Raw genomic sequence first — 17,177 nt, 5'->3', positions numbered from 1 at the left:
GGACCTTGTGGCCAAGGGTGGCGCGGTCTTTCGGTACTCCTGCGCGGCGGGGTATTCAACAGAATATTGTTGACAATCTACAATTCGTGGCCTGATCTACGGCCATGGATCTGAAGCATGACATCCGGGAATCCCTTGCGCGGCGGCGGCAGCGTCCGCTTGTGCTCGAGGTGCGCGATGCGCTGGAAGAGATGATCCTGGTGGGCGAGATCGCGGCGGGAGAGCGGCTGAACGAGGCGGCGCTGGCCGAGCAGTTGGGGGTCAGCCGTGGCCCCGTGCGGGAGGCCGCGCGGTCGCTGGAGCGCGAGGGGCTGGTGGAGGCCGTCGCGAACGAGGGCGTGTATGTGCGCCGCCTGTCGCCGCAAGATGGGCTGGAGCTTTACGACCTGCGGGCGATGATCGCGGGCTACCTGTGCGCCGCCGTGGCGGAGCGGGGGGATGCAGCGGTCGCGGCGGAGTTGGAGGACTTCCACGCCGCGATGGGACGCGCGATGGAGGCGGGTGACGAGGCGACCTATTTCGACCTCAACCTTTCCTTTCACGACCGGATCGCGGAGGCAGCGGCATTGCCCCGCGCCCGCGCGCTCTATGTCTCGCTCGGCAAGGAAGTGCGGTTGATGCGGCTGAAGGTGCTGACCGGCCCGGAAGCCTTGCGGCAATCCTACAGGGAACACGCCCGGATCGTGGAGGCGATCGTCGCGGGCGATGGGGAGGGTGCGCGGGTGGCAGGTGCCGCGCATCACGCGAGCGGCAAGCAAAGGCTGCTCGACAGGCTCCGGCAGGAGAGGGGCGCGTGCCACGCTCAGGCCGGTCATGCGGATCCAGCCCCGGGAGAGGGGCGGGCCGTGGAACCGAAAACCGATCTAGGGAGGATCACATGACCAACTTCGACACGACACTGCGCCTTGGTGCGATGACGCTTGCGCTGGCCGCACCGCTTGCGGTGGCCACGCCTGCCATCGCGCAGGAATACCCCGACCCGGGCCAGACGCTGGATTGGACCATCGCGTTTGGCCCCGGTGGCGGCAACGATATCATGGCGCGGACCATCGTCGACATTCTGAACACCTATGACCTCTACCCCGGCGATATCGCGGTCGAGAACCGCGCGGGCGGTTCGGGGGCCGTGGGCTGGGGTTACCTGTTCGGCCAGTCGGGATCGGGCTATGGCATCTCGACCACCTCGGGCAGTTTCGTCACGACGCCGCTGCAGGCCGACACGCCATGGGAACCCGCAGATTTCACGCCCGTGGCGCTCTTGGCGACCGATGATCTCGTGCTGGTGGTCAACGGGTCGTCCGAGATCCAGAACATCGACGAATTCATCGCCTATGCGCAGGCCAACCCGATCACGATCGCGGGCACCGGCACGGTGAACGTCGACTTCATCGTGCCGACGCTGTTTGCACAGGCGGCAGGGTTCGAATTCGAATATGTTTCGTTCAACTCGATGGCGGATCAGACCACCGCCCTTTTGTCGGAATCGGTGGATGCCATGGTCGGCAACCCGGGCGAGATCCTGGGCCTGATCGACAGCGGCGATCTGCGCGCGCTGGTCTATTCGGGCGCGTCCACCCCGGCGGCTCTCGAAGGGGTGCCGACGATGGGCGACGTGGGCCACGACATCGGCGTGTCGATGCCGCGCGGCCTGATCCTGCCGCCCGATGCCCCGGCGGAAGCACAGCAGTTCTGGATCGAAACCATGCAGCGCGTGGTCGAGACGCCGGAATGGGCCGCCTACATCGAGAACAACACCCTGACCCCCACCGTTCTGTACGGTGAGGAGTTCCGCACCTTCCTGAGCAACACGCAAAACGGCTTTGCCGAGGTGCTGCGCTCGGTCGGCGCGATCCAGTAAGGGTTGCGATCCTGAAGGGCCGGGCGCGGATCGCGCGCTCGGCCCCCGTTTCTTCTGATGCATCGGGGTGGATATGCGCATCGTCTTTCTGGTCGCGGTTCTGGGCGCGGCGATCTTTTACAGCTACATCGCCTTTGCCGATCTGAACTTCATGACGCGGACGGGTCGGTTGGGTCCGGGGTTCTTTCCGCGCATCGTCGGGCTGACCATGGTGGCCATGACGCTGTTGGCCATCCTCGACGCCCTGCGCGACAGGGCGCGGGTGAACGCCGGGGGCGCGCCGGGGGCCGATGACGCGCCCGACGGGCGGTGGCGCGATTTCGTGCTGCTGGTGGCCATGGCGCTTGGCTATGCCGTGCTGATCCGGCTGTTCGGGGGCCTCGTGTCCACGGTCCTGTACCTCGGGCTTGCGCTGGCGCTGCTGAACCCCGGCAGGCATCTGCAAAACGCGCTTGTGGCGATCATCTTTCCCGCTTGCGTCTACCTGTTGTTCGACCGGGTGCTGAACGCCAACATGCCGCCCGCCCTCATCGATCTGCCGTTCTGACGGTTTCGACCGTCCCAGGGAGCCAGAAATGGACATCTTTTCCGATCTCGTGATGGGCCTGTCCATCGCCATCACCCCGATCAACCTGCTCTACCTGCTGATCGGCGCGATGGTGGGGATGATCGTGGGCGTGATCCCCGGCTTTGGCCCATCCGCCGGCCTTGCGATCTTGTTGCCGATCACCTTCGGCATGGATCCGGTGGGCGCGATCATGATGCTGGCCGCGATCTATTATGGGTCGATGTATGGCGGCACGATCACCTCGATCCTGCTCAACACGCCGGGCGAAAGTGCGACGGTCGCCTCGACCTTCGACGGCTATCCGCTGGCCAAGAACGGGCGCGCGGGGCCCGCGCTGGTGATGCAGGCCGTGGCGTCTTTCGTGGGCGGCACGGTGGGCGTGATCCTGATCACTATCCTTGCGCCGATGTTTTCGCAGGTCTCGCGCAGCTTCGGGCCGCCGGAATATTTCCTGCTCGCCATGATGGGGATGCTGACGCTCCTCGTCATGATCGGCTCGAACTGGAAACTGGGCGTGATCTCGGCGCTGATCGGCTTTGCGCTGGGGACTGTCGGCGTCGATCTCGAGACGGGGCAAGGGCGCTATACCTTCGGCTCGGCCGAGTTGATCGGCGGCATCTATTTCATTCCCATCGCCATCGGTCTGTTTGGCTTGGGCGAGCTCTTCTATGCCTTCTATTCGGGGATGCACCGGCACGGGTCGGGTGGTCTTGTGCAATATAGCAAGGAACAGAGGTTCTGGCCCACGGCGGAGGATTACATCTCGACGCGCTGGACGATGCTGCGCGGGTCGGTTCTGGGCTTTGTCGTGGGGGTGATCCCCGGCGCGGGGGCGACCATCGCCTCGCTGATGGCCTATTCCACCGAACGCTCGCTGTCCAAGCATCCCGAACGCTTCGGCAAGGGCGAGATGGCGGGTCTGGTCGCGCCCGAGACGGCGAACAACGCCGCCTCTTCGGGCGCGATGATCCCGCTGTTGACGCTGGGTATTCCGGGCTCTGCCTCGACCGCCGTCTTGCTTGCGGCCTTCCTGCTGTGGGGGCTGCGGCCCGGCCCGCTGTTCATGGAGCAGAACCCGGAAATGGCTTGGGGTCTGATCGCGTCGATGTATCTGGGCAACATGGTCCTTCTGGCGATTTCGATCTTTGCCATCCCGCTCTTCGTGCAGATCATCAAGGTGCCCTATCGCATCCTTGGCCCCTGCATCGTGGTGATCTGTGCGCTGGGGACCTTTACCGTCCACGCAAGTTTCATCGAGCTGTACCTGATGTTCGCGGCAGGGATCGTGGGCTTTTTCATGCGCCTTTACGGCTTCTCGCCCGCAGCCCTCGTTCTCGCGCTGGTTCTTGGACCGCTTGCCGAGGAGGCGTTGCGCCAGACGATGACGATCTCGCGCGGGTCTTTCGGGATCTTCCTCGACCGGCCGGCATCGGTCTGGATCATCTGCGTCACGGCTGCGCTTTTGGTGTTGTTGCCGCTTTTGGGGCGGATCGGATCGGGGGCCGGCAAGGCCGAGAAGGCGGGCGGCTGACGCCATGCCGGTTCTGACGGAACAGGAGGCGCGGGCGTTGGTCGCCCGCGCCTTTGCGCGTGGGGGGGTGTGCGCCGAGGTGGCCGAGGCGGCGGCGCTGCATCTGACCTTGACCGAGATGATGGGGATCACGACCCATGGCCTGTCGCGCGTCACCTCCTACCTCGGGCGGATCGCGGCGGGGGGGATCGATGCGGAGGCCGTGCCCACGATCACGGCCTTGGCACCTGCGCTGCTTCAGGGCGATGCGGGCGCAGGCTTGGGCGCGGGCGTGGTGCAAATGGCGCTGGCCCGCACGATGGAGGCGGCGCGCGAGACCGGGGTAGCGGCCTGTTTCCTGCGCAACGCCACGCATTTCGGAGCCATCGCGCCCCTGGGCTTCATCGCCGCCGAACAGGGTTTCGCCAGTTTCATCACGGCCAATAGTGCGCCGATGCTGGCCCCACCGGGCGGGCGCGGCGTCGCGGTGGGCAATGCGCCGACGGGGATCGGCCTGCCCCATGCCGGGGGGCGGCATGTGATCCTAGACATGGCGCTGTCGGTGGCGGCGCGGTCGAAGCTGCGTGGCGCGGCGGAGCGGGGGGAGACCATTCCCGAAGCTTGGGCGCTGGATGCCGAGGGGCGGCCCACAACGGATCCGCGCGCGGCGCTCAAGGGCGTGTTGCAGGCCATCGGCGGGCGCAAGGGCGCGGCACTGGCCGTGACGCTGGACCTTATGGCGGCCGGGCTGGCTGGTGCGGCGATGCTGAGCGATGTGGGCGACAACCATGCCGATCCGTCGCGGCGGCCCGATGTGGGGCAGATGATCCTCGTCATCGATGCCACGCGGCTGATGCCGCCCGAGGATTTCGCCCGAAGGCTCGACCATGCGGCAGGGATCGTGGGGGCAGTGCCGCCCGTGCCGGGGGGCGCCGCCCCGCGCCTGCCCGGCGCGCGGGCCATCGCGTCGCTCAGGCGGGCGCGGGTCATGGGGATCGACCTGTCGGCGGGCCTGTTGAACGAATTGGAACTGGCGGCGGGTTGAAACGCCCGCCGGAGCCCGTCAGGCGGCAGCACCCTCGGTGATCTCGCGCATCGCCTGAAGGAATTGCGCCACCTCGGCCTCGGAATTGTAGTGGCACATGGACACGCGCACCGCACTGCCCATCCCGAGCGGCGTCAGGATGTTGCCCGAATAATGATCGGCCTTGCGGGTGTGGGTGCGGATGCCGCGATGGCGCAGCGCCGTGACCACATCGGGCGCGTCGATACCGTCAACGGTCAGGGACACGAGCCCCTCGCGCCTTGGATTGTCGAGACCGCCGATGATGGTGACGCCGGGCAATTCGGCCAGCCCTTTCAGGTTGCCGGTGCCATGCAGCATGGCCTGGACCAGATGCGCCTCGTGGGCGTGGATCGCTTCACCCGCCGCCACGATGCGCGCGCGGCGGTCGGTTTCGTCGGAGACCTCGCCCCCCAGCCAGTCGAAGTAATCGACCACGTCGGAAAAGGTCACGTAGGCGCCGGTGTCGCGGGTGCCGAATTCCCACGGGTTGCCGGGCGCGTCGATCAGGTGTTCGTGGCGGATTGCGTGGAGCCTGTCGCTGACCCACGCCACACCGTAGCCGTGGCGGGAGAACACCTTGTAGGGGGAGACCACATAGCCGTCGATGTCGTAGCTGTCGATGTCGAGCCGCCCATGGGCCGCGTGCTGGATGCCGTCGACGATGATGATGCAGTCTGGCGCGACCTTGCGGATGGCGCGGGCGATGCTGGCCACATCGGTGCCCATGCCGGTCACGGGCGAGGTGTGCAGGATCGTGGCAACCCGTGTATCGGGTGTAATTTCAGGGAGATAGGCGTCGGCGGTCACGCAGCCCGTGGCGTCGTCATGGGCCACCAGCACATGCGGCTTGCCCGCTACTTCGGCCCAATGATGCGCGGCGCTGCGAGTGGCGGGATGTTCGAGAGTGGAGCCGAGGACCCGGCCCGGAGCGGTCCCCACGATGGCGGTGCGGATCAGACGGAACAGGAGTTCCGTGCCGCTTTCGCCGACGAAGAACTGGCCCTGCGGCGCGTTGAAGAAGACGCGCATATCCGCCTTGGCCTTGTCGATAAGGGCGACGAGAGCATGGGCGGCCGGGTTGTCGCGGCCCTGATTGTCGGGAATGGCCGCGAATTTGGCCGAGGTGTCCACGACCGATTTCAGCGTCAGCGCGCCGCCCGCGTTTTCGAAAAACACCCGCGGTCCTTCGAACGGGCAGGTGTCGACATGGGCGAAACGCTCGCGTACGGCCTCGATCAGGCCGGGTTTTTCGGTCAGCATTTCGGGGTCTCCTTCAACTCTCAGCCGGGCATTTTCCATGTCGCGGTGGCGTGCGCCGCCAGTTTGCCATCCTCGGCGAACAGCTTGCTTTCCATGAAGGACAGGCTACGGCCGCGCCGGGTAAAGCTGCCCTCCACGGTCACGGTGCCACCCATAACGGGGCGCAGGAATTGCACCTTCATCTCGATGGTCGCGCCGGGGCCCGCGACCTTGGCCACCAGATGGCCCATGGAAATATCCATGGCGCTGGCCATGATGCCCCCGTGCAGCGCGCCCTGCGGGTTGCGCAGGAGATCGGTCATCGGAAAGGTCAGGCGGCAGATCTCCTTGTCAGGATCGTCCGCCGCCTCGGGCAGGTAGGCAAAGGACAGGTCGAGAAAGCGCGCCAGAAAGAAGCGTTCGAACACCTGTTCATGGGTGTCGAGTGCATCCTTGAGGCGCGCGGAGGCGCTGGCTTGATCGATCTTGCCGGCCATCTCAGGCGCCGATGAAGTTCGGCTTGCGCTTTTCCATGAAGGCGCGGCGGCCCTCGATATAATCCTGACTGTCGAAGCAGGCCTTCACGCGCGCATCGCATTCAGCCAGATCGCGCTGGCTTTCGGGGGTGACGGTCTGGCTTACGATGTATTTGACCGAGGCGACTGTCATCGGCGCGTTTTCCGCGATCATCTGCGCGGTTTCGAGCGCGGTTTCGCCCACCTTGTCATCGGGCACCACGCGGTTCACGAGGCCCATCACCCGCGCTTCCTCGGCGGTGAAACGGCGGGCGGTGAAGAAGATTTCCTTGGCAAAGGAGGGGCCGACCACGTCGACCAACCGCCTGATGCCGGGGAAGCCGTAGCCAAGCCCAAGCTTTGCCGCCGGGACGGCGAATTGCGAACCCTCGCCGCAGATGCGCAGATCACAGCACAGCGCCAAAGCCACGCCGCCGCCGACGCAGAAGCCGTCGATCTGGGCGATGGTGGGTTTGGGGAAGGCTTCGACCATGTCATAGACGCGCTTGGTCGTAGCGTTGTAACGGGCCACGCCCTCTTCGCTGGCGCGTTCGCTTTCGAATTTCGAGATATCGGCGCCCGAGACGAAGGCTTTGCCACCCGCGCCCGACAGGATCAGGATACGCACCGAAGGGTCGGCCTGAAACCGGATCATGGCAGCCTCGACCGCTTCCCACATCTCGAGCGAGACGGCGTTGCGCTTTTCGGGCTGGTTGAAGATGATCCGGGCGATGTCGCCGCTCTGCTCGGTCAGGATCTTGTCGGTCATGGTCTGTCTGTCCCTTTGGTCTTTCAGATGGCCCCTGCGGCCTTCATTTCGGCGATCTCGGCCTCGGAATAGCCCACCTCGGTCAGGATCTCGGCGGTATGCTGTCCGGCCAGCGGCGGGGGCTTGGCGATATGGCTGGGTGTGCGGCTCATGATGATGGGTTGGCCCACCAGTTCGGTCTCGCCCCGTTCCTGGCTGACGACGGGCTGGGCAAGGTCGAGGTGGCGGACCTGCGGATTGGCGAAGACTTGGCTGATATCGTTGATCTCGCCCGCCGGGACGCCCGCATCGTTGAAGGCATCGATCCAGTCGGCGGTGGACCGGGTCGCGGTGATCGCCTCGATCTCGGCGTTCAGGGCATGGCGGTGTTCTGACCGGGCGCTGGCGCTGGCGTAGCGCGCGTCGTCTTTCCAGTCGGGGCGGCCCATCACGTCGCAGAACTTGCCCCAGATCACATTGCCGGTCACGGCGATGTTCATGTGCCCATCGCTGGTCTTGAAGACGCCGGTGGGGATCGTGGTGGGGTGGTTGTTGCCGGCTTGCTTTGGCACGACGCCATCCATCAGCCAGCGCGCGGCCTGAAAATCGAGCATGAAGACCTGAGCCTGCAACAGCGAGGTCTGCACCCATTGGCCACGGCCCGATTGCTGACGCTCGAACAGCGCGATCAGGATGCCTTGGGCCGCGAAGAGCCCCGCGCAAAGATCGGCGATCGGAATGCCCACACGCATCGGGCCGCTGCCCGGTTCGCCCGTGATCGACATGAGGCCACCCATACCTTGCGCGATCTGGTCGAAGCCCGGGCGGTCGGCCAGCGGGCCATCCTGCCCGAAGCCGGAAATCGAGGCGTAGATAAGGCTGGGGTTGGTCTTGCTCAGGCTGTCGTAATCGATGCCGAGCCGCGACTTCACGCCGGGGCGGAAGTTTTCCACGATGATGTCGGCGGTATCCGCAAGCCGCTTGAACGCCTCGAGACCGGCGGGGGATTTGAGGTCGAGCGTGAGCGAGCGCTTGTTGCGGTGCAGGTTCTGGAAATCGGGACCATGGCGGGGGCCGCCAAACTGCGCCTCGTCCACCGGGGCTTCGATCTTGATGACATCGGCGCCCCAGTCGGCGAGTTGGCGCACACAGGTCGGGCCCGAGCGTACCCGCGTCAGATCCAGTACGCGCAAGCCCTGAAGGGCGGTGCTGGCGGGGGCGGTTCCGGCCTCGTCTGCCTCGCGTGCTGCGGTCTGTCCGGACGGCGGTGTCATGCGCTCTCCCCCTTGGTGTCGTTCTATAAAGTGATGTATGTCATCTGCTGATCCATGACAATAAAAATGTTAATTGTTGACAAAATATGACGCGAAAGGTCAGGTGCGCGCATGATGAACGGAGCGAAATCCATCGGGCCGAGGCGGGCGACGCTGGCGGTCGAGGTGCGGGGCGAGATCGAGCGGATGATCGTCGACGGCGAACTGGCCGCGGGCGAGAAGCTGAACGAGCTGGCGCTGTCCAATGCCATGGGCGTGAGCCGCGGCACGGTGCGTGAGGCGATCCGGTCGTTGGCCGACAGCGGGCTGATCGACCTGATCGCCAACCGGGGGGCCTTCGTTCACGAGACCACGCTGGACGAGGTGCGCAACCTCTACGAATTGCGCGGCGCGATCTTCGGCATGGCCTGTGCCGCGGCCGCGCGCCGGGTGGGGGCGGGGATGGAGGCAAAGCTTGTCGCGGCGCTCGACCGCAACCTCGACCAGATGCGCGCGGTTCACGCCAAGATGGATACGGCGCGCTACTACGCGCTCAACATCGAGTTTCACGACCTACTGTTGCAGGGTGCGGGCAATCCCAAGGCCAAGGTCATCTATGACAACCTGGTCAAGGAAATGCACCTGTTCCGGCGCAAGGGCCTGTCGGTGGCGACCAATATCGCCAAGTCCATCGAGGAACATGACCGGATCGTGCGCGCCGTTGCCAACGCCGATGCCGAAGCCGCGCGGCTGGCCGCCCTCGACCATATCACCGGCGGTTTCGCCCGCTACACCACGATGATCGACGTAGCGCCCGCCACCGCCGTCTGAGGTGGCGCGGGCCGGACCTGAACGAGGGACCAGAAAGATGACAAATCCGTTGCATGACGCGCTGTTCGCCCCGCACGAGGGCTCGGACAAGGTGTTCTTGCACCTGCCCGATGGGGCGGGCGTGAGCTATGCGCAGTTTCTGTCCATGGCGGACCGCACGGCGAATGCGCTGGCAAGCCTCGGGGTAGGCCCCGGTGACCGGGTGGCGGTCCATGTCGAGAAATCGCCGCAGGCGCTTGCGCTTTATGCTGCCTGCATCAAGGCCGGTGTCGTGTTCTTGCCGCTCAACACTGCCTACACGGCCAAGGAGCTGGACTATTTCGTGGGCGACAGTGGCGCGTCGCTGTTCGTCTGTGACCCGGGCGAGGCGGACGAGATGGCGCCGATCGCCGCCGCTGTCGGCGCGGTGCTCAAGACGCTGGGGGCCGATGGTACGGGCAGCCTGAGCGATCTGGCCGCCGGACAGCCCGACGGGTTTGCGGCCGTACCCCGCGCGCTCGATGATCTTGCGGCGCTGCTGTACACCTCCGGCACCACGGGCCGGTCCAAGGGCGCGATGCTGACGCAGGGCAACCTGTTGTCGAATGCGCAGGCGCTGGTCGAGTGCTGGCGGTTCAGCGAAGACGATGTGCTGCTCCATGCCTTGCCGATTTTCCACGCGCATGGGTTGTTCGTGGCCACCAACGTGACGCTGCTGGCAGGTGGCGCGTTGATTTTCTTGCCGAAATTCGAGCTGGAATCTGTCCTGCGCCTGTTGCCGAAGGCCACGACCATGATGGGTGTGCCGACCTTCTACACCCGTCTTCTGGACGATCCCCGGTTTGACCGCGATCTGACGGCGCATATGCGGTTGTTCGTGTCAGGCTCCGCGCCGCTGCTGGCCGAAACGCACAAGGCTTTCGAGGCGCGGACCGGCCACCGGATCCTGGAGCGCTACGGGATGACGGAGACCTCGATGAACACCTCGAACCCCTACGAGGGCGACAGGCGGGCGGGGACCGTGGGCTTGCCCTTGCCGGGGGTGGAGCTGCGGGTCTGCGACCCCGAAACCCGTGCCGAAGTGCCCAAGGGCGAAATCGGCATGTTGCATGTGCGCGGCCGCAACGTGTTCAAGGGCTACTGGCAGATGCCCGAGAAAACGCGCGAGGAATTACAGGAGGATGGCTGGTTCATCACCGGCGATCTCGCCCGGATCGACGCGGACGGCTATGTCACCATCGTCGGGCGCGGCAAGGACCTGATCATTTCGGGCGGCTACAACATCTATCCCAAGGAGATCGAGCTGTTTCTGGACGATCAGCCCGGTGTCCTTGAAAGCGCGGTCATCGGTGCGCCGCATCCCGATTTCGGGGAAAGCGTCGTGGCCGTTCTTGTGGCCGAGGCGGGCGAGACCATCGACCTTGCCGCGATCGATGCGGCCGTGCGCGCGGATCTGGCGGGCTTCAAACGTCCGCGCCATGTCGTGGTGATGGAGGCGCTGCCGCGCAACACGATGGGCAAGGTGCAGAAGGCCGAATTGCGCCAGCGCTTTGCCGGGGTGTTCCAGCAAAAGGCCGGGTGAGGGCGCGCGCGGTGTGACCGCGCGCCCGGTTTCAGCGGTCGAAGGGCAAGAAGCCCTCGTTCCCGGCGCGGGTCAACACGACGCCGTTGCGGCGCACCTCGACCACCTGCCAGGATGCCAGGCGTGCCCCCGGGACCAGCACTGCTGTCTGGCTTGGCCCGGTGCGGACCAGCGCCTGACGTGCCGTGCCCGTGCCCACGATCGCCAGAACCTCGAGACTGGAGGGACCGTTGGGCGCGATGACCTCGAGCCGCGCGGTGGGCGGCTCTGCCGCGGGTGCCGGGGCGGAGGCGAGGGTCACGGCCGGGACAGGGCTGGGGATCGTGTTGCCCGCTTGCAAAGTCGCGGGACGGGCTACGGGACGCTGCGTCGGTTGGGCTGCGGCTACCACATCTGGCGGGGCCGCAGAAACGACTGGGGCGGGCGTGGCCAAGTCCTGTGGCGGCGGTGCAGGGTTTTCCGCGCGCGCGGCGAGGGGGGGAGTGACCGGCCGTGGGCGGGGCGCCACCCGGTCCGCGATGCGAGGCGCGAGGGTGATGGCCGGAGCGGGCGCGGCTGAAGCGGTCAAGACGAGCGATGTGGCAGTGTTTGCTGTCTGAACCGGGGCGGGTTCGGGGTCTGGCAGCACGGGCCCTGATGCGGGCTCTGTGAGGAGAATGGGCGCGGGCGGGGGTTCTGACAGAGAAGGCTCTGCTGCGGGCAGGGCTGTTTCTGCCGCCTGCGGAAGGGCGCGCGGTGTGGGTGCAGGTGGCGGTGCCGCAGCGGTAAGCGCCATCCCTGTCAGCATCTCCGTCTCCGGCATCGCGGGAAAGGCCGCGGCGGACCGCATCGGGGCGGGGTCCATCCAAGCCGTGGGCGCGGCGGCGAGCGTGGCGTCAGGCCGGACAGGGTGCCGTGGTGTGATGCTGAGCGGTTCGGGTGTTACGCTTCGCCGCCCATGCGCCGCGGAGGCCGATTGGGTTACAAGGATAGGTGTTTCCGCGGGAGAGGCCGTAGGCGCGACCGGACTGTCCGCAGGATCGCTGGCCGTGACCCGCCCGGGCGATATCGCGGCGGGGCGCGCCGAGGCGTTGAGGGTTTCCGTTGCGACGGCGAGTGGCGCAAGCTGCGGGATCGGGGCAATGCTTGGGACGTCCGGGGAATTGGACGTCAGGATCACTGGCGCGGCGCTTTGCGGGCCAAGACGGTCCGTCAGCACATGACCCACAACGGCGAGAATGCCGAAAATGCCCGCGACGGCCAAGGGCGCGGGCCGCGCGAAGCGGTGCCAATCGAGGTGGGAGAAGCGGGCGAGCATGGGCCGCGCGAACCGGCGCAGACTGCGCCCCATTTCGGCCGGGACGGCCGTCACACGCCGACCAGTCGCCCGCATCCGGGCCGAAAGGCGACCGGACAGGGCCACGACCCGTATCCGGGCGCGATGGATGGTTGCGCGCAACGCGAGCCCGGCGGGTGTGCCGGTCACGGCGGCTGGGGCGATAGGGGTGGCGATGGGTGTCGGGACGACGATTGGGACAGTGGTGGGGGTGGGGGATATCTCAACGGAGGTCCGGTCCGCGATCTGCTCTGCTGTGGGGGCAGGCGGTGCTTTTGCGACCGCCGTGTCCATTTGCACGGTAACAGGTGCTGGTTCCGACGGCTGCGGGTTCCGCGAGGCAAGCGGCGCATCGTCATTGCCCTCGGGCATGATCGCCCGAGCCGGTGCCGCGCCGACAGCCTCCGTTTCCGGCGCCGGCGCGCTACGGGTGTCGACCAAGGGCACGAGGATTTCGGAGACCGCGGACACAAGGCGTGTCGCCGCAGCAGGAGCCATTGCCTGACCCAGCACGGCGCGGCCCGGGATCAGCGTCGATATGGACCATGATCGCCGTGCGCGGGGCGATTGGCGGTCCTGCTGCATTTGCCGCTTGAGCAGCTCACGGCGCAGCGCTTCGGGCATTTCGGCGATCACACCATCCCTATGGCCCGGCGCGCGGACCGCAGCCACGCCGTCGGGAAGGGGCTGGTCATTCTCGATCGGCAGGGTGACGGTGTCCTCTGAATCCGGTGTGGGGATCACCACCTCGACCGGATAGAGGCCGAAGGAGCGGGCGAAGGCGATCACCTCGTCGATCACCAAGCGTTCGACCGCGATGCGATAGGGACGATCCACCGGGCCGGTGGTGACGACGTGAAGGTCGAAGGCGCCTGCGCCGTCGAAATCCTCGGTCTGGCTTTCCGGCACGCCACCCGGCGTGTCGGCGCTGCACAGCACAAGGTCGCGGGGCAGGACCAGGGCCACACAGGCGGCAGGCCCACCTTTGCTGACCCGCGCGCCGAAAAGGCGGATCCTGAACGCCAGCGCTTCCTCGTCGAAAGCCAGCCGGTCGGTGTAAGCCGACAGGGCCGGATCGACCGGAACGCAGGTCACATCGTCCCGGCTGAAGTGAAGTCTTCCCTGAATCTGCATCGCAACGCCCTTTCGGCGCGACGGAATTCCGCCGCGTCCTGTTTTATCTCACCTCGGTTCATCGTCCCGAACCCATGGCCCCGAGAGGCTGGATCAGAGCAACAAAAACGGAAGATACAGGGCGATCGCGATGAGCAGGATGTTCCGGCTGCGTTCGACCGTGAAAACATCTTCATCGAGAAGGAATTCCACGTCACCTGCCTGCCCCTCAAGCGAGGGCGGTGTATCGACATGGGAGATTGCGGTTAAATCCTGGCCTGTATTGTGCGGTGCAAGGATGTCGAAATTTCCGCAGGACGCGAGAAACCCCAACAGCACAAGCACCATCATTTTTCTTGTTTTCATTGCTCGCCCCATTCGGTCACGATTTCTTGCCTCATGTGTTCTAGGCACATGTTGTAGACATTCAGCATGCTGTTCTGCATCAGCACCGGAAAGCTCGCCTCTCGGTTCGCCATCTCGCAGGCGTCCTCGACCGGCATGAAGGCCGCGCAACCGCCCAGCCCCGCCGCAACGAGCGTGAGTGCGGCCAGTCGGTTCGCCTTGCGAAGTGTCATGCGGGGGGCAGTGCCCCGGGTCGCGAAATCAACCATTGCTTTGCGCGCTCCACACTTCTTGTTGGGCCCGGATCACGCGCAGCGCGTCGCGCTGGCGCTCGATCTCGGCCCGCACCTCGGCCTGCTCCTCGGGCGACAGCGCGGTTTCCTCGAGCAATTCGGTGATCAGCATGGCGCGCATCTCGACGGCTTGGCGCACGGTGGCGATGGAGCGGGTCACGTCACCGCGGGTTTCGGCATCGAGGGGGGCGGCGGGCGTTGCGTATTGCGTCACCGCACGGCTGACCAGTTCCGCATCTTCGGCGGTGCGCGCTGTGGCGTCGCGCGATGCCTCCAGAATGTTTTCGATGATCTGCTGTCGGTTCAGGAATTCCTCCCGCTCTTGCAGCAATTGTTCGGCGGCGGTCACGGAATAAGCCGTGCCGAAGGCCGCCCCCAGCGCCGCGCCGATCACGGCCCCGCGCTCTCCGTCGATTAACGCGCCCAGAACGATCCCTCGCAGCGCACCCGCGAAAAAACCTTGCGCGCGCGCCTGTTCAAATACCTCGTCGTATTCGGCGCGCCGTTCTGCCAGCAGCGCCGTTGCATCGGCTTGCGCCACGCCGACCGCGGGTTCCGCCGCCTCGGATGTGAGCGCCCCGGAGGTGGGTGTGCAGGCAGAGGCGAGGACCAAGGTGGCGACGATCAGGCAAGCGGCTCGTTTCATGGAACTCTTGTTTCTTGTTGGGGCCGGGCGCGCTCGCTGGCCAGAATTGATACACCTGCCCGGGATCGGGCAGCCGGCTGCAAATCGGGATCCGGTTCGGCCGATCGAGCGCGCCGCCGTGCCCAATGACGCCATCCTGCAGGGGGCTGCGTTGCCGAGCGATCTTGTGGAAAAAACTGGCGCGCGACAGCCCGATGCGGAGGCGCGATGTCCGCCCGTTCGCGCACAGCACGCGACGAAACAACCGGTCGCGCGGGGGCATCGCACGTGGTCGTCACGACTTGGAGACCCAGAACACTCATCACATCGTCACGACCCGAATTACGGAAGCTGCACTATCGATAGCGAACGGGCTCTTTCTAGGAAACGATGACGTGTGATTTCAAGCGAAAAAACATCAATATTTGCTCGAGTCGTGGGCAAACGGCAACAACCCCTAGGGTTTTGGCCCCCGCGGGGCGGGCCAGGGCCGGCAGGTGGACCGCAATGGTGGGCATGCGCGTGCGAGCATCGATCGCGGTCGGGCGCCCGATGGGTGGGGATGGGATGCGGGGCGCCGGGGCGACGAAACCTTAGGACGAGTCGGGCCTCCATCCGCGCGTCGATCGGTGATGTTCGGGCGGGATTTTCGGGCTGCTTGGTGTCGAAAATCGCGGCCGAATGAGATCGCATACGGCCGTCCAATAAATCAACTTTAGTTTTTTTATATGCGCCTTGGATAAGTTCCCATCGCACAAGAGCCAAATAGAGTGATCTTTCGAAATGCCCTTGTGCATGTTAATTATTATGGACTTTCACTCGGGTTTTTTTAGGAAATCTTTATGGCCGACGACGATAAGAAAGATACCAGCCCGGGCGAAGAAAATCAGTCCGAAGGCAATATCTTCGATCAGCTCACGTCGCTACAGGATGTCGGCGATCAGGACCTCCCCGAATTCGAGGGTGAAGCGGGCTCGTCCGGCGAGGATGCCATTTCGCCCGAGGCTCCCAATACACCAAGCCTTGCGGATTTCCGGCGCGGTGGCGAAACCGACGTGAACACGCGCAAGATCGCGAACAGAAGGCGGGCTGAGGAAGAGGAATCCGATACCGACGAAACCGAAGACGACGGACGCGGGGGCGGTATCGGAGGCGAGCTGAACCTTGGGTCATTGTCGCTTGGCCAGCCAGGCAATGTCTTTGTCGAGGGTCTGGGGGGGAGCGATGGCGATCTTCCCGACGTCCCCGGTGCGGCCGGTGGCGGCGACGAAGGTGGCGGTCGGACGAATGCGGCTGGTCCAGGCAACGGCCCTGGTGGCGCGCGTTCGCAGGGTAGCCAGGGAGAACCTCAGGCTCAACCCGCTCAGCCCGCAGCGCCGGCATTCCCCGCCGACGTGGTTCGGTTCTCGGGCGATATGGTTCCTTCGACACCGCGCGATAACGCTGCGGGGCCGCAACGGGATAATCCGTCTTCGCAACAGCCCAACCCGCCGGAGGCACCCCCCGCGACTCCGGGCCGCCCGACCGGGAGCGTGACGCTGTGGGCGGACACGGTCGCGGAGGGCTCCACGATCACGATTTTGGCGCGGGTCGATGCCGCGCCTTTGACGGATCTGGTTCTGACGCTGTCGAATGGTCAGACGATCACGATTGAAGCGCGCGAGACGAGCGGTTCCGTCACCTTTGCCAATCCCAACACCGAAGATGCACTGGTCGATGCGGGTACGCTGAGCTTCAGCGTGACGGGAACCACGGGCGGGAATTATCGGGCGCTCGACACCTCTGGCGCGACGGTCAGCGTCGCGGTGAGCGATACCGAGACGACGAGCAGCGTGACGCTGTCGGCCGATCCTGTCTCCGAAGGTTCGGCGATCACGATCACCGCGAATGTCGACAATGCGCCGGGCACGGATCTGGTGCTGACGCTGTCGAATGGTCAGACAATCACGATTGCGGCGGGTCAGACGAGCGGTTCGGTCACTTTCGCCAATCCCAATACCGAGGATGGGCTGGTCGATGCAGGCACGCTGAGCTTCAGCGTGACGTCGACGAGCGGCGGGAATTACGAGGCGCTGGACACTTCTGGGGCGTCGGTCAGCGTCGTGGTGAGCGACACGATCGACACGGTGACGGTGTCGATCACGGCCGATGGCGATGTGAGCGAGGCGGAGGCCGCGAGCTTCACGGTGAGCGTGAGCCAGGCGCTGGCCGATGATCTGGTCGTGACGCTCTCCAATGGCGAGACGGTGACGATCGCGGCGGGTGCGACGAGCGCGAGCTACAGCGTGGCGGCGCAGGGCGATGATGTCTATGTGGACGGCTCCGAGGTCGTGCTCT

The 17,177-nt window shown here is 65.6% G+C and carries 16 protein-coding genes; 8 read left to right on the top strand and 8 right to left on the bottom strand.

Features of this window, described 5'->3' with window-relative positions:
* Positions 1–104 precede the first annotated feature (104 nt).
* The 5 genes from QQK63_RS07195 to QQK63_RS07175 all read left to right on the top strand — a co-directional run bounded on the left by QQK63_RS07195 (position 105) and on the right by QQK63_RS07175 (position 4,981).
* Positions 105–881: a GntR family transcriptional regulator gene (locus QQK63_RS07195; protein ID WP_277823066.1), complete on the top strand. Its 777-nt coding sequence runs from the start codon at positions 105–107 to the stop codon at positions 879–881.
* Positions 878–1,858 (top strand): Bug family tripartite tricarboxylate transporter substrate binding protein, encoded by a 981-nt coding sequence (locus tag QQK63_RS07190; protein WP_277823064.1) that lies wholly within the window; start codon positions 878–880, stop codon positions 1,856–1,858. Before QQK63_RS07195 ends, QQK63_RS07190 begins: the two co-directional genes overlap by 4 nt.
* 73 nt (positions 1,859–1,931) lie before the next feature.
* Positions 1,932–2,405: a tripartite tricarboxylate transporter TctB family protein gene (locus tag QQK63_RS07185; RefSeq protein ID WP_277823062.1), complete on the top strand. Its 474-nt coding sequence runs from the start codon at positions 1,932–1,934 to the stop codon at positions 2,403–2,405.
* A gap of 28 nt (positions 2,406–2,433) precedes the next feature.
* Positions 2,434–3,957, top strand: coding sequence for a tripartite tricarboxylate transporter permease (locus QQK63_RS07180; RefSeq protein ID WP_277823060.1), 1,524 nt, complete (start codon positions 2,434–2,436; stop codon positions 3,955–3,957).
* Between the two features lie 4 nt (positions 3,958–3,961).
* Positions 3,962–4,981 (top strand): Ldh family oxidoreductase, encoded by a 1,020-nt coding sequence (locus QQK63_RS07175; protein ID WP_277823058.1) that lies wholly within the window; start codon positions 3,962–3,964, stop codon positions 4,979–4,981.
* An 18-nt stretch (positions 4,982–4,999) separates the two neighbouring features.
* On the opposite strand, the gene QQK63_RS07170 is transcribed toward QQK63_RS07175, so the two are convergent.
* From QQK63_RS07170 to QQK63_RS07155, 4 genes are read right to left on the bottom strand one after another with little or no spacing between them, the layout of a single operon-like run.
* Positions 5,000–6,262 (bottom strand): aminotransferase class V-fold PLP-dependent enzyme, encoded by a 1,263-nt coding sequence (locus QQK63_RS07170; RefSeq protein ID WP_277823056.1) that lies wholly within the window; start codon positions 6,260–6,262, stop codon positions 5,000–5,002.
* Between the two features lie 20 nt (positions 6,263–6,282).
* Entirely contained in the window at positions 6,283–6,738 is a 456-nt protein-coding gene (locus QQK63_RS07165; RefSeq protein WP_277823054.1) for a PaaI family thioesterase, read from the bottom strand.
* Position 6,739: 1 nt separating this feature from the next.
* Positions 6,740–7,525 (bottom strand): enoyl-CoA hydratase, encoded by a 786-nt coding sequence (locus QQK63_RS07160; RefSeq protein WP_277823052.1) that lies wholly within the window; start codon positions 7,523–7,525, stop codon positions 6,740–6,742.
* Positions 7,526–7,548: 23 nt separating this feature from the next.
* A complete protein-coding gene (locus QQK63_RS07155; RefSeq protein WP_277823050.1) occupies positions 7,549–8,778 on the bottom strand; it encodes a CaiB/BaiF CoA transferase family protein in 1,230 nt (409 codons plus the stop codon).
* Between the two features lie 111 nt (positions 8,779–8,889).
* Between QQK63_RS07155 and QQK63_RS07150 the strand changes: the two genes are divergently transcribed.
* Both QQK63_RS07150 and QQK63_RS07145 read left to right on the top strand, forming a co-directional pair.
* Positions 8,890–9,588 (top strand): GntR family transcriptional regulator, encoded by a 699-nt coding sequence (locus tag QQK63_RS07150; RefSeq protein ID WP_277823048.1) that lies wholly within the window; start codon positions 8,890–8,892, stop codon positions 9,586–9,588.
* Between the two features lie 37 nt (positions 9,589–9,625).
* The gene (locus QQK63_RS07145) at positions 9,626–11,149 is read left to right on the top strand and encodes a malonate--CoA ligase (RefSeq protein WP_277823046.1); all 1,524 of its coding nucleotides are present in this window, start codon (positions 9,626–9,628) and stop codon (positions 11,147–11,149) included.
* 31 nt (positions 11,150–11,180) lie between these two features.
* On the opposite strand, the gene QQK63_RS07140 is transcribed toward QQK63_RS07145, so the two are convergent.
* The 4 genes from QQK63_RS07140 to QQK63_RS07125 form a co-directional block, all read right to left on the bottom strand.
* Positions 11,181–13,598 (bottom strand): hypothetical protein, encoded by a 2,418-nt coding sequence (locus QQK63_RS07140; protein WP_277823044.1) that lies wholly within the window; start codon positions 13,596–13,598, stop codon positions 11,181–11,183.
* A 93-nt stretch (positions 13,599–13,691) separates the two neighbouring features.
* A complete protein-coding gene (locus QQK63_RS07135; protein ID WP_277823041.1) occupies positions 13,692–13,943 on the bottom strand; it encodes a hypothetical protein in 252 nt (83 codons plus the stop codon).
* Positions 13,940–14,155: a hypothetical protein gene (locus tag QQK63_RS07130; protein WP_277823039.1), complete on the bottom strand. Its 216-nt coding sequence runs from the start codon at positions 14,153–14,155 to the stop codon at positions 13,940–13,942. Before QQK63_RS07130 ends, QQK63_RS07135 begins: the two co-directional genes overlap by 4 nt.
* Before the next feature lie 28 nt (positions 14,156–14,183).
* A complete protein-coding gene (locus QQK63_RS07125; protein ID WP_277823037.1) occupies positions 14,184–14,861 on the bottom strand; it encodes a hypothetical protein in 678 nt (225 codons plus the stop codon).
* Positions 14,862–15,682: 821 nt separating this feature from the next.
* Between QQK63_RS07125 and QQK63_RS07120 the strand changes: the two genes are divergently transcribed.
* Positions 15,683–17,177: immunoglobulin-like domain-containing protein (locus QQK63_RS07120; protein WP_284283190.1), on the top strand; the 1,495-nt coding region annotated here is incomplete at its 3' end.

The organism is Roseicyclus marinus, assembly GCF_030163795.1.
Lineage (GTDB): Bacteria > Pseudomonadota > Alphaproteobacteria > Rhodobacterales > Rhodobacteraceae > Roseicyclus > Roseicyclus marinus.
Note: the sequence above shows the minus strand (reverse complement) of the source record. Positions and strands in the feature narration are given on the sequence as shown.

What these genes read in the sequence shown, in the direction of transcription:
- QQK63_RS07195 (WP_277823066.1), top strand. Translation starts at nt 105, where the DNA reads ATGGATCTGAAGCATGACATCCGGGAATCCCTTGCGCGGCGGCGGCAG.
- QQK63_RS07190 (WP_277823064.1), top strand. Translation starts at nt 878, where the DNA reads ATGACCAACTTCGACACGACACTGCGCCTTGGTGCGATGACGCTTGCG.
- QQK63_RS07185 (WP_277823062.1), top strand. Translation starts at nt 1,932, where the DNA reads ATGCGCATCGTCTTTCTGGTCGCGGTTCTGGGCGCGGCGATCTTTTAC.
- QQK63_RS07180 (WP_277823060.1), top strand. Translation starts at nt 2,434, where the DNA reads ATGGACATCTTTTCCGATCTCGTGATGGGCCTGTCCATCGCCATCACC.
- QQK63_RS07175 (WP_277823058.1), top strand. Translation starts at nt 3,962, where the DNA reads ATGCCGGTTCTGACGGAACAGGAGGCGCGGGCGTTGGTCGCCCGCGCC.
- QQK63_RS07170 (WP_277823056.1), bottom strand. Translation starts at nt 6,262, where the DNA reads ATGCTGACCGAAAAACCCGGCCTGATCGAGGCCGTACGCGAGCGTTTC.
- QQK63_RS07165 (WP_277823054.1), bottom strand. Translation starts at nt 6,738, where the DNA reads ATGGCCGGCAAGATCGATCAAGCCAGCGCCTCCGCGCGCCTCAAGGAT.
- QQK63_RS07160 (WP_277823052.1), bottom strand. Translation starts at nt 7,525, where the DNA reads ATGACCGACAAGATCCTGACCGAGCAGAGCGGCGACATCGCCCGGATC.
- QQK63_RS07155 (WP_277823050.1), bottom strand. Translation starts at nt 8,778, where the DNA reads ATGACACCGCCGTCCGGACAGACCGCAGCACGCGAGGCAGACGAGGCC.
- QQK63_RS07150 (WP_277823048.1), top strand. Translation starts at nt 8,890, where the DNA reads ATGATGAACGGAGCGAAATCCATCGGGCCGAGGCGGGCGACGCTGGCG.
- QQK63_RS07145 (WP_277823046.1), top strand. Translation starts at nt 9,626, where the DNA reads ATGACAAATCCGTTGCATGACGCGCTGTTCGCCCCGCACGAGGGCTCG.
- QQK63_RS07140 (WP_277823044.1), bottom strand. Translation starts at nt 13,598, where the DNA reads ATGCAGATTCAGGGAAGACTTCACTTCAGCCGGGACGATGTGACCTGC.
- QQK63_RS07135 (WP_277823041.1), bottom strand. Translation starts at nt 13,943, where the DNA reads ATGAAAACAAGAAAAATGATGGTGCTTGTGCTGTTGGGGTTTCTCGCG.
- QQK63_RS07130 (WP_277823039.1), bottom strand. Translation starts at nt 14,155, where the DNA reads ATGACACTTCGCAAGGCGAACCGACTGGCCGCACTCACGCTCGTTGCG.
- QQK63_RS07125 (WP_277823037.1), bottom strand. Translation starts at nt 14,861, where the DNA reads ATGAAACGAGCCGCTTGCCTGATCGTCGCCACCTTGGTCCTCGCCTCT.